General features: G+C 69.6%; 12 protein-coding genes and 1 pseudogene. 4 read left to right on the plus strand and 9 right to left on the minus strand.

Annotated elements, in window-relative coordinates; all coding sequences use genetic code 11:
* Positions 1 to 23: 23 nt before the first annotated feature.
* The 5 genes from ACWEPL_RS36590 to ACWEPL_RS36610 all read right to left on the minus strand — a co-directional run bounded on the left by ACWEPL_RS36590 (position 24) and on the right by ACWEPL_RS36610 (position 4,442).
* Positions 24 to 1,286: a sugar ABC transporter permease gene (locus tag ACWEPL_RS36590; RefSeq protein WP_363965870.1), complete on the minus strand. Its 1,263-nt coding sequence runs from the start codon at positions 1,284 to 1,286 to the stop codon at positions 24 to 26.
* On the minus strand, positions 1,283 to 2,047 hold the full coding sequence (locus ACWEPL_RS36595; RefSeq protein ID WP_350722794.1) for an ATP-binding cassette domain-containing protein: 765 nt from the start codon (positions 2,045 to 2,047) through the stop codon (positions 1,283 to 1,285). The genes ACWEPL_RS36590 and ACWEPL_RS36595 overlap by 4 nt, the downstream gene beginning before the upstream one ends.
* A gap of 50 nt (positions 2,048 to 2,097) precedes the next feature.
* Positions 2,098 to 3,219, minus strand: a complete 1,122-nt coding sequence (locus ACWEPL_RS36600) for a sugar ABC transporter substrate-binding protein (protein ID WP_363965873.1) — start codon at positions 3,217 to 3,219, stop codon at positions 2,098 to 2,100.
* Positions 3,220 to 3,429: 210 nt separating this feature from the next.
* Positions 3,430 to 3,636, minus strand: a complete 207-nt coding sequence (locus tag ACWEPL_RS36605; protein WP_350722797.1) for a 4-oxalocrotonate tautomerase family protein — start codon at positions 3,634 to 3,636, stop codon at positions 3,430 to 3,432.
* A gap of 71 nt (positions 3,637 to 3,707) precedes the next feature.
* Positions 3,708 to 4,442 (minus strand): SDR family oxidoreductase, encoded by a 735-nt coding sequence (locus tag ACWEPL_RS36610; RefSeq protein WP_452438886.1) that lies wholly within the window; start codon positions 4,440 to 4,442, stop codon positions 3,708 to 3,710.
* 102 nt (positions 4,443 to 4,544) lie between these two features.
* Here ACWEPL_RS36610 and ACWEPL_RS36615 point away from each other — a divergent pair, with 102 nt between their 5' ends.
* Positions 4,545 to 5,249: a TetR/AcrR family transcriptional regulator gene (locus tag ACWEPL_RS36615; protein ID WP_363965877.1), complete on the plus strand. Its 705-nt coding sequence runs from the start codon at positions 4,545 to 4,547 to the stop codon at positions 5,247 to 5,249.
* 23 nt (positions 5,250 to 5,272) lie between these two features.
* Here ACWEPL_RS36615 and ACWEPL_RS36620 read toward each other — a convergent pair whose 3' ends face one another.
* The 3 genes and pseudogenes from ACWEPL_RS36620 to ACWEPL_RS36630 form a co-directional block, all read right to left on the minus strand.
* A complete protein-coding gene (locus ACWEPL_RS36620; RefSeq protein ID WP_452438893.1) occupies positions 5,273 to 5,440 on the minus strand; it encodes a hypothetical protein in 168 nt (55 codons plus the stop codon).
* A 59-nt stretch (positions 5,441 to 5,499) separates the two neighbouring features.
* Positions 5,500 to 5,628, minus strand: a pseudogene (locus ACWEPL_RS36625) (TetR/AcrR family transcriptional regulator); the annotation flags it as partial.
* A 145-nt stretch (positions 5,629 to 5,773) separates the two neighbouring features.
* Positions 5,774 to 6,508 (minus strand): TSUP family transporter, encoded by a 735-nt coding sequence (locus ACWEPL_RS36630; RefSeq protein ID WP_452438887.1) that lies wholly within the window; start codon positions 6,506 to 6,508, stop codon positions 5,774 to 5,776.
* Between the two features lie 49 nt (positions 6,509 to 6,557).
* Between ACWEPL_RS36630 and ACWEPL_RS36635 the strand changes: the two genes are divergently transcribed.
* A complete protein-coding gene (locus tag ACWEPL_RS36635) occupies positions 6,558 to 7,367 on the plus strand; it encodes a neutral zinc metallopeptidase (protein WP_452438888.1) in 810 nt (269 codons plus the stop codon).
* Here the strand turns inward: ACWEPL_RS36635 and ACWEPL_RS36640 are convergent.
* Entirely contained in the window at positions 7,304 to 7,984 is a 681-nt protein-coding gene (locus ACWEPL_RS36640) for a TetR/AcrR family transcriptional regulator C-terminal domain-containing protein (RefSeq protein WP_452438889.1), read from the minus strand. The genes ACWEPL_RS36635 and ACWEPL_RS36640 overlap by 64 nt on opposite strands.
* Positions 7,985 to 8,053: 69 nt before the next feature.
* On the opposite strand from ACWEPL_RS36640, the gene ACWEPL_RS36645 reads away from it, so the two are divergent.
* Both ACWEPL_RS36645 and ACWEPL_RS36650 read left to right on the plus strand, forming a co-directional pair.
* Positions 8,054 to 8,971 (plus strand): ATP-binding cassette domain-containing protein, encoded by a 918-nt coding sequence (locus ACWEPL_RS36645; protein ID WP_452438890.1) that lies wholly within the window; start codon positions 8,054 to 8,056, stop codon positions 8,969 to 8,971.
* A gap of 15 nt (positions 8,972 to 8,986) precedes the next feature.
* Positions 8,987 to 9,787, plus strand: a complete 801-nt coding sequence (locus ACWEPL_RS36650; protein WP_452438891.1) for an ABC transporter permease — start codon at positions 8,987 to 8,989, stop codon at positions 9,785 to 9,787.
* The last annotated feature ends 98 nt before the right edge of the window (positions 9,788 to 9,885 follow it).

Genomic DNA, 9,885 nt, shown 5'->3' on the forward strand with positions numbered 1-9,885 from the left:
CTTCGGGGGCTGAGAGTCGCTGATCACCTTAGACCAGCGGCCGACGCCCGTTTGCGGGCCAGGGCGTCGACGCCCGCGGCGAGCAGCAGGACGGACCCCGTGACCAGGTACTTCACACTGGCCCCGTACCCCATCAGACCCATGCCGTTCTCGATGACCGCCACCACGGCGCCGCCGAGCACGGCGTCCAGCACCCTGCCCTTGCCGCCGAACAGGCTCGTGCCGCCGATGACCGCCGCGCCGACCGCGTACAGCAGGACGGAGCTGCCGCCCGTGTTCGGGTCGACCGAGCTGGCCCTGGACGCGGCCACGATCCCGCCGATCGCGGCCATCGAGGAGCAGATCACGAACGCGCTGATCCTGATCCGGTCGACCGGGATGCCGGCCCGGCGCGCGGCCTCGGTGTTGCCGCCGACCGCGTAGATGTGGCGTCCGAACGCGGTACGGCGCAGCACCATCGTCCACGCGACCAGCAGCACCAGGATGATCGGCACCACGATCGGCACGCCGGTGAGCGAGACCAGCGCCGGGTTGCGGCTGCGCTCCAGGTTGAGCACGTAGACCGCGAGCCCGGCCAGCACCGCCAGCGCGCCCACGCGGGCGGCGATCAGCGACATCGGGTCGGCCACCAGCCCGCGCTTGGTGCGCTTCCTGGCCCGCAGGAGCTGGACGGCGGCGTAGACCGCCACGCTGGCCGCGTAGAGCACCCAGCCCAGCCAGGGCGGCAGGTTCTTGTTGGCGATGGCGACGATCATGCTGTCGCGGATGGAGATGTTCGTGCCCTCCTGGACCAGCACCAGGACCAGGCCCTGGAAGGCGAGGAAGGCGGCCAGCGTGACCACGAACGACGGGATCCCGACCTTGGCGACGAGCGTGCCGAGCACCGTGCCGATGATCACGCCGGTGACGATGGCGGCCAGCGCGCACACGTACCAGGGCAGGCCCAGGCTGGTGAGCGTGACGGCCAGCACCGCCGCGCACACGCCGCTGGCGAAGCCGGCCGACAGGTCGATCTCGCCGAGCAGCAGCACGAACACCAGGCCCATCGCGATCAGCGTGATCGCGGCGCCCTGGGTGAAGAGGTTGGCGAAGTTGATCGAGGTGACGAAGGCGGGCCGGGCGACGGCGAAGACCGTGCAGAGCACGACCAGCCCCAGCACGGCGGGCAGCGCGCCCATGTCGCCGCCGCGTACCCGCTCGACGTAGGCGAGGAAGCTGTTGCCGATCGACGGCGACTGCGTCGCGGCGACGATGGCCTCGCCCGGGAGTTCTTTGACCTTGCTCATGGGGTGACCCCGTTCTTGAGGCCGAGTTCCCCGCTGCGGCCTGAGGTGATCAGTTCGACGACCTGGGCGTGCGTCAAGTCGGCGGTCTTGACCTGGGCGGCCATCCTGCCGAGGTAGAGCGCCGCGATCCGGTCGGAGACGGCGAAGACGTCGTTCATGTTGTGCGAGATGAGCACGACGGCCAGGCCGGTGTCAGCCAGCCTGCGCACCAGTTCCAGCACCTGCGCGGTCTGGGCCACGCCCAGCGCCGCGGTCGGCTCGTCGAGGATGACGACCTTGCTGTTCCACAGCACGGCCTTGGCGATGGCCACGGTCTGCCGCTGCCCGCCGGACAGGCTGGAGACCTGCTGCCGGATGGACTTCACCGTGCGTACGGACAGGCCGCTGAGGGTCTTCTCGGCCAGTTCCTCCATGCTGTCCTCGTCGAGCAGGAGGCCGTTCTTGCGCTCCCTGCCGAGGAACATGTTCTGGACGATGTCGAGGTTGTCGCACAGGGCCAGGTCCTGGTACACGATCTCGATCCCGAGCTCGCCCGCGTCGCGGGGACTGTGGACGTGCACCTGCCTGCCGTCGAAAAGGATCTCGCCGGCGTCGATCGGATAGATGCCGCCGATGCACTTGACCAGGGTCGACTTGCCCGCGCCGTTGTCTCCGACCAGGGCCGTCACCTCGCCGGCGTACGCCTCGAACTCGACCTTGTGCAGCACCTTCACCGGGCCGAAGCTCTTGTCGATCCCGCGCACTTCAAGGAGGGGGGTCATGGGGCTCCCTAAAAGGGGGCACGACCGGTCCGGCCGCGCCCCCTTTGGTCTTATTGAATACCTGCCTCGGTGCACTTCTTGGCGAAGTCACCCGTGCACAGTTCCTCCTTGGTCACGTAACCGTCGGCCACCACGTCCTTGACGTTGTCGAGGTAGATGGCCTGCGGCTCGAGCAGTTCGGAGGGGACGTCCTGACCGCTCTCGGGGTCCTTGACGCTGCCGCTCGCCGTGGGCTTCTCACCCTTGGCCAGCGCCACCGCGAGCTTGGCCGCCGCGTCGGCCTCCTTCTTGACGGCCTTGTAGACGGTCATGCACTGGTCACCCGCGAGGATGTTCTGCAGGCCCTGGACGGTGGCGTCCTGGCCGGTGACCGGCACCTTGCCGTTGAGGTTCTGCTTCTTCAGCACGGTGATGGCGGCGTTGCCGAGGCCGTCGTTGGCGGCCAGCACGCCGGCGATCTTCGGCTGCTGGGTGAGCATCTGCTCGAAGATCGTGCCGGCCTGGGTGTTGTCCCAGTCGGGCACGGCCTGGTCGGGGCCCTTGACGTAGTCGCCAGAGTCGAACTTGGGCTTGAGCACCCCGTCGTACCCCTGCTTGAACAGGGTGGCGTTGTTGTCCGTCGGCGAGCCGTTCAGGTAGGCCACGATGGGCTTACTGGCCTTCTTGTCGGTCAGGCACTTGCTCAGGCCCTCGCCCTGCAGGGTGCCGACCTTGGTGTTGTCGAAGCTGACGTAGTAGGCGGCGCCGCCGCCGAGCGTCAGCCGGTCGTAGTCGATCGTGGCCACGCCCTGGGACTTGGCCTTGTCGATGACCGCCTTGCCGCTGCCGCTGTCCAGGTTCACGATCATCAGGACGGTGGCGCCGTTGGTGATCATCTGGTCGGCGATGGTCTGGAACGCCGTCTTGTCGTTCTGTGCGTTCTGGATGTCGTACTGGACACCGGCGGCCTTGAACGCCTCTTCGAGGTATTTGCGGTCCGCTGTCTCCCACCGGGCCGAGGACTTGCTGTCCGGCAGGATGACGCCGATCTTCCCGGCCTTCGCCGCTGAGGCCGTGGCCGACGCGGTCGACGAGGTCGACGTCGTGTTCTGACCGCTGTTGCCCCCGCAGGCGGTGAGACCGAGGGCGAGCGTGGCTGCCGCGGCGGTCAGGCTGAGGATCCCCTTGCGCATGGTGCAGGGTCCTTTCTTCCGGAGGCGCCCGGATGAATGTTGTTTGCGGCAACGTATTCCGGGATGGCCTGCTTTGGAAGACCCTGTGGGCCGGGAGTTTGTTGTTTCGGGTAACAATCCAGAAACGTCACCGGAATCTTCGGGGGCTCCGGTCCTGTGACCGAGCGCGATGCCGGGCGGGACGATCCCGTCGATCCGGCCCCGGACGGGTCAGCTTCGGCCGAGCATTTCAGCGGTGAGGATATTTCCGCCCAGGCCCCAGCCGCCGTCCGGAACCTCCTCCAGGAGGACCAGGGTGGTGGCGCGGGCTCGTTCTCCGTAGACGTCGGCGTAGGCGTCGGTGACGGCGTCGATGAGCTTCTTCTTGGACTCGGGGGTCAGGGTGTCGGCGGGCACCTTGAGGTTGGCGAACGGCATGCCGGTTTCCTTTCGCGGCGGGGATTCAGAGGGTTGGTAGAACTCGGTACGGAGGCGGTGGGCGGCGGTCGTCAGATGATCCCGCCGTTCGCGCGCACGACCTGCCCGTTGACCCAGTGCCCCGCCGGGCTCGCCAGGAAGGCGACGACCTCGGCGATGTCCTCGGGGGTGCCGAGCCGCTCCAGCGGCGGCTGCTTGGCGAGCCGTTCGACGGTGGCCTCGTCCTTGCCGTCGAGGAACAGTTCGGTGGCGGTCGGGCCGGGCGCGACCGCGTTGACCGTGATGTCCCGCCCTCGCAGCTCGCGGGCGAGCACGAGCGTCATCGCCTCGACGGCCCCCTTGCTGGCGGCGTACGCGCCGTAGCTCGGGAACTGCAGGCCGACCACGGAGGTGGAAAGGGTGACGATCGCGCCACCGGCGCGCACGCGACGCGCGGCCTCCCGCGCCATGACGAAGGCGCCGCGGATGTTGGTGCGGTGCAGGGCGTCCAGGTCGTCGAGGTCGAGCTCGGCGATGGGAGACAGCGACAGCCGCCCCGCCGAGTTGACGACCACGTCGACCCCGCCGAAGGCCTTCTCCACCGTGTCGAACATCGCCGCGACGGCGTGCTCGTCCGCCACGTCGGCCTGAACCGGGATCGCCCGGCCGCCGGACGCCGTGATCTTCTCGACCACCTGCGCCGCGGCCGAGGCCGACCCTTGGAACCCCACCGCGACCGGGCAGCCTCGCGCCGCCAGCGCTATCGCGATCGCCTTGCCTATCCCGCGAGAGCCGCCGGTGACGACGGCAACATGCTGATCACTCACGGAAGCTCCTTATCTTCGATACGGCTTTTCCATATCGGTGCTACGGAGTGACCATAGCACAGATCCGTATCACCGCTATCGAATGGCAGTAGCATTGATTCCATGGCAGCGACAGACCCGCTTCGCACGGCGATGATCGAAGCCGCGGTGCGGCAACTGGCGACGTCCGCGAACCACGAGATCGCCACGCGCGCGGTCTGCGAGGCGGTCGGCGTGAGCCAGCCCGTGCTCTACCGGTTGTTCGGTGACAAGCACGGGCTTCTCGACGCCGTCGCCGACCACGGGTACGAGCGGTACGCCGCGATCAAGGCCGCTCAGGAGCGGACGCACGACCCGGTCGCCGATCTGCACGCCGGCTGGGACGGTCACATGGCGTTCGCGAAGGAGAACCCGGCCCTCTACCAGCTCATGTTCGCTCCCCGGCCGTGGTCCCACTCAACGGCGCGAGATCGCGTGATGGACCTGCTGGTGGCGGCGCTCACCCGGTGCGCGGCGGCGGGCGCGTTGACGGTCGCGCCGCGGACCGCCGCTCAGCTCATCCTGTCCGCGAACGTCGGGACCGCCCTCGACCACATCTCCAGACCGGCTCTGTTCGACGACCCCGCACTGTCCCACCGCATGCGAGACGCCGTATTTTCGTACGTACTCACCGCAACGACCGCTCACAACGACGCCGACCCCGTGCGCGCCGCCGCACTACGCCTTCACGCGCAACTCGATCTCGTCGGGACCGAGGCCCTCGAACCGGCCGAGACCGCCCTCCTGCGGCGATGGCTCGAACGCATCACGCAACCTCATGACCCATGAGTTGCGCCGGTACGTCCCGTCGCTCAGATCGATTCGGGCGGAGGCTCGTCGGCCGGGAGCGGCAGTGCCACGATGCGGCGGGCCTCCGATTCGGCCATGCCGAACATCCGCAGGACGTTGAGCACGGTCTGGGCGGCGACGTCGTCGACCGAGGCCTTCGGGTCGGTGAAGCAGAGGTGTATCGTGGGCATCCCGCGGTGCAGGCGAGCGCAACCCCGACGTCGTCGATGACGAAGCGGCCGGCGGAGATGGCCGCCTCGATGTCGTTGCGGGCGTGCACCGCGTGGCCGTACGGCGCTTCCAGCAGCGCTCCCCTGCTGTTCAGCATCACCTGCGCCGGCCGGGGGCGGGTGCGGACGAGCCGGCCGGTGAGTCGCATCGACGTCGCGAAGACCACAGCCGGGTCGCCGACGTCGGCGAGCAGCTGCTCCAGCCAGGCGGCGTGGGTCTCGAGCGCCTCGGCGATCGCCGCGTCGAGCAGCGTCCCGTTACGTCCGCCATCCACCGCCCACAGCCTCACGGTCTCAGGCGAGCTGCGCGATCACGTTCTGCGCGAGCAGCGCCAAGGCGGAGGCGGCGGCCACCACGAGCACGGCCACCCGCACCTTGCCGCCGTCGAGATACCTCCGCAGCGGCCCCGACACCAGGAAGCCGAGCACCATCGGCACGATCAGGATCGCCCCCGTCGTCAGCGCCCGGGCCGGGAGCTCGTCCACGACGGCGAGGATGACCAGCGACTGGGCGGCGCTCAGGAAGAAGAACATCGCCAGCGTCGCCCTGAGATGCGGCCCCTTGGCGTGCTGGTACACCAGCCCCATGGGCGGCCCGCCGATGCCGGTCGCCGTTCCGGTGATCCCGGAGACGAACCCGGCGGAGGCGAGCGTCACCCCGTTGCGCGGCACGCTCAGCGCCCTGGCCGTCAGGGCCACCGCGACGAGCACCATGACCGCGACGAAGACGCCTCTGGCGTATGCGGAAACGTAGACCACGATGACCGCGCCGATGACACTCCCGGGCATCCTCCCCAGCACCGCGAACCCGAGCCCGCGCCAGTCCACCGTCCGCCATTCGGCGGCCAGCGTGAACAGCGGGAGCGTCACGTTGACGACCTGGATGGCGCCGGGCATGAGGTCGGGGTCGAGCATGGTGAGCACGGGAGCGGCGACCAGTCCGAGACCGAAACCCACACCACCTTGGACAATCGCCCCAACGAAGACCGCCAAACCGCCAACAATCAGCACCAATGCCGCATCAGTCATGGGCGAGAGTCAATCACCTTCACTCTCTGTCGCCGTTCCCCATGCGGGAGTGACCGAGCTCGAGACGCTCCCGCCGATCGTTAAGCTGCCCTCCGTGCAGTCCCTCCCGCTCACGCGCGTCCTCGCCCTCGTCGCGGTCCTCGCGGCCGTCTGCGTGCCCGCTCAGATCGCCCACGCCGCCCCCGTCACCAGCCCGTTCGCCAAGAAGGCCGGGAAGCTGCGTGACACCGCCTGTCCCGAGACGGCGATCACGTACGGGGGGATCCCGCGGGCCCGGGAGTACCTCGCAGCAGTCGTGAAATGTCTGGACACGTCGTGGGGTGCTTACTTCGGGCGGGCCGGATGGTCGTTCGGCAAGCCCGTCGTGCGGTACTACGAGGAGCCCGAGAGCACCGTGTGCGGGGTGCCGTGGCCCGAGCAGGCGGCGGCCTTCTACTGCATGGAGCGCGGCACGCTGGTGTTCCCCCTCACCGGCCGGTGGATCGAGGACAGGACCGATCTCTACCCGTTCAAGGTGGCCGCCCACGAGTACGGGCACCACCTGCAGAGCCGGCTCGGCGTCTGGCGGCAGTACAAGGCGAAGATCCCCGCCGACCGCCAGGGCGAGCTGAAGCGGCGTTTCGAGCTGCAGGCCGACTGCCTGTCCGGGGTGTTCCTCGGCAGCGTGTGGGGGTCGCTGAGGCGCGGAAAGGACGACTGGGCGGCGCTGCTCGACGCCACCCGGGCCGGCGGCGACGAGGACGGCTACCGCAGCCACGGCAAGGGCGCCACCCGCGTCTACTGGCTCCAGCGCGGCTACCGCGCCGTCTCCCCCTCCGCCTGCGACACCTGGTCCGCGCCCGCCGCCAAGGTGTCCTGAGCCTTCAGGCGCAGCCCCATCCCGTCGAGGATCAGCTGCAGCCCGCCCTCGAACGACAGGTCGCCCTGCGGGTCGCCCACCTCCGCCAGGCCCGCCATGAGCCGCGGATAGGCCGCCTGGAACTCCTCCATGTCCGGCATGCCGCGCTCCTCGTCCGTACGCGTCCGGTCGGCCTGCTCCTCCAGCACGAAGCCGGCCACGTACCCGCTCACCGTGAACAGCCCCCGCGCCGCGTCCCCGGGGCCGAACCCCGCCGCCTCCAGCCCCGCCAGCGCCCGCTCCACCACGGCGAACAACTCGGACGACGGCCGCGTGCCCGCCACCAGCTTGGCCCCGTCGCGATAGGAGTTGAGCATCGCGCGGTCGGCGCGCGCGTAGCCGGCGACCCACTCCCGCCACTTGCCCGGCTCCGTCAGCGTGGGGCGGGACGTGTGCGCGGACATCATCGCCGCCGCCATCGCGTCCAGTAGTTCCTGCTTGTTCTTGAAGTGCCAGTAGAGGGCCGGGGCCTGCACGCCCAGCTCGCCCGCGAGCCGGCGCAGCGTCAGCCCGTCGAGCCCGACCTCGTCCAGGAGCCGTAGCGCGGTCGCGACGATGGTGCCTTTTTCGAGTGCCACGGTTGACAGCTTAACAACGTTCAATGCATCCTTAACGCTGTTAGATTTAACAGTGTTAAGGGGGTCTTCATGATCCACGCGGAAGGCTTACGGAAGCGGTACGCGGCCACGGAAGCGCTCAAGGGCATCGACCTGGACGTCCCGGCCGGCACCGTCTGCGGCCTGCTGGGGCCGAACGGGGCGGGCAAGACCACCGCCGTACGCATCCTCGCCACGCTCCTGCGTCCCGACGCGGGCCACGCCGAGGTCGCCGGGCTGGACGTCGTGCGCGACGCGGCTCCTCTGCGCTTCCGCATCGGCCTGGCCGGGCAGCACGCGGCCGTCGACGAGCTGCTGACCGGGCGGCGCAACCTGGAGCTGTTCGGGCGGCTCTACCACCTGAGCAGGGCCGAGGCGCGGCGCAGGGCGGTCGAGCTGCTGGAGCGGTTCGAGCTGGCCGAGGCGGGACAGCGGCCGGTCAAGGAGTATTCGGGGGGCATGCGGCGCCGGCTCGACCTGGCGGCGAGCCTGATCGTGTCGCCTCCGGTGCTGTTCATGGACGAGCCGACCACCGGGCTCGACCCGCGCAGCCGGATGCAGCTCTGGGAGCTGATGCTCGACCTGGTGAAGGAGGGCACGACCCTGCTGCTGACCACGCAGTACCTGGACGAGGCCGACCGGCTCGCGGACCAGATCGTGGTGCTGAGGGAGGGCGTGGTGGCCGCGGCGGGGTCACCGGCCGAGCTGAAGAGGCAGATCGGCGGCGACCGGGTCCAGATCGTCTTCCGGGAGCCGGGGGACGTGGACGCGGGGCTGCGGCTGCTGCGCGGCGCCGGATCCCCGGAGATCGAGAGCGCCGAGGGGCGGCAGGTGACCGTCCCCGCGGCCGACGGCGCGCAGTCGCTCGTCCGCATCGCCGGCGCGCTGGACGCGGCCGGCATCCCTGTGGAGGACCTGGCGCTGCGGCGGCCGACCCTCGACGAGGTCTTCCTCCACCTGACGGCCTGAGAAGGAGCCGGAGAGATGTACGAGACGCTGCGCTGGACCCTGAACGACTCCCTCACCATCGCCGGCCGCACCTATTCGCGGCTGAAGGCCCAGCCGGGCGAGATCGCGGGATTCCTGGTGTTCCCCGTGATCATGACCGTGCTGTTCGGCTACGTCTTCGGCAGCGCGATCACCCTGCCGGGCGGCGGCGACTACCGCGACTACCTCATGCCCGGCATCTTCATGCAGGTCATGGCCATGACGGCCACCTCTGCCGCCACCACCGTGGCCGAGGACATGGCCCGCGGGATCACCGACAGGTTCCGCGCCCAGCCCATCGCCCGCAGCGCCGTGCTGGTCGGGCGGAGCGTGGCCGCCCTGTCGCTGCACCTGCTGTCGCTGTCCGCCATGGTGCTGACCGGAGTGCTGCTGGCCGGGTGGCGGGCGCACGGGAGCCTGGGGGCGACGGCGGGGGCGTTCGGGCTGCTGGCGCTGTTCGGGTTCGCGATGATCTGGATGGGCACGTACATCGGCCTGTGGGTCAAGAGCGGCGGGCAGGCGGACGCGGCCACGTTCGGCTGGCTGATGCCGATGACGTTCCTGGCCAACACGTTCGTCCCCACCGAGGGGCTGCCGGCCTGGCTCAAGCCCGTCACCGACTGGAACCCCATGAGCGCCGTCGCGGCCGCCACCCGCAGCCTGTTCGGCAACCCCACCTCGGTCTCCTCGGCCTGGCCGCTGCAGCACCCGGTGGCCGCGAGCCTGATCTGGTCGCTGGCGATCCTCGCGGTGTTCCTGCCGCTGTCCGTCCACCGCTACCGGACGATGTCCCGATGACGACAAGAGCGTCCTGGCGATGCTGCTCACCCTCGGGCTGATCGAGCGGTCGGTGGGGGACGACCCGGTCCCGGTGCTTCTGTCGATCACTTCCTGGA

The sequence above is a fragment of the Nonomuraea sp. NPDC004186 genome, assembly GCF_053603495.1.

Bases quoted from the DNA above. Each gene is read 5' to 3' on its own strand.
- ACWEPL_RS36590 (WP_363965870.1), bottom strand. From the start codon at position 1,286: ATGAGCAAGGTCAAAGAACTCCCGGGCGAGGCCATCGTCGCCGCGACG.
- ACWEPL_RS36595 (WP_350722794.1), bottom strand. From the start codon at position 2,047: ATGACCCCCCTCCTTGAAGTGCGCGGGATCGACAAGAGCTTCGGCCCG.
- ACWEPL_RS36600 (WP_363965873.1), bottom strand. From the start codon at position 3,219: ATGCGCAAGGGGATCCTCAGCCTGACCGCCGCGGCAGCCACGCTCGCC.
- ACWEPL_RS36605 (WP_350722797.1), bottom strand. From the start codon at position 3,636: ATGCCGTTCGCCAACCTCAAGGTGCCCGCCGACACCCTGACCCCCGAG.
- ACWEPL_RS36615 (WP_363965877.1), top strand. From the start codon at position 4,545: ATGGCAGCGACAGACCCGCTTCGCACGGCGATGATCGAAGCCGCGGTG.
- ACWEPL_RS36620 (WP_452438893.1), bottom strand. From the start codon at position 5,440: ATGCCCACGATACACCTCTGCTTCACCGACCCGAAGGCCTCGGTCGAC.
- ACWEPL_RS36630 (WP_452438887.1), bottom strand. From the start codon at position 6,508: ATGACTGATGCGGCATTGGTGCTGATTGTTGGCGGTTTGGCGGTCTTC.
- ACWEPL_RS36645 (WP_452438890.1), top strand. From the start codon at position 8,054: ATGATCCACGCGGAAGGCTTACGGAAGCGGTACGCGGCCACGGAAGCG.
- ACWEPL_RS36650 (WP_452438891.1), top strand. From the start codon at position 8,987: ATGTACGAGACGCTGCGCTGGACCCTGAACGACTCCCTCACCATCGCC.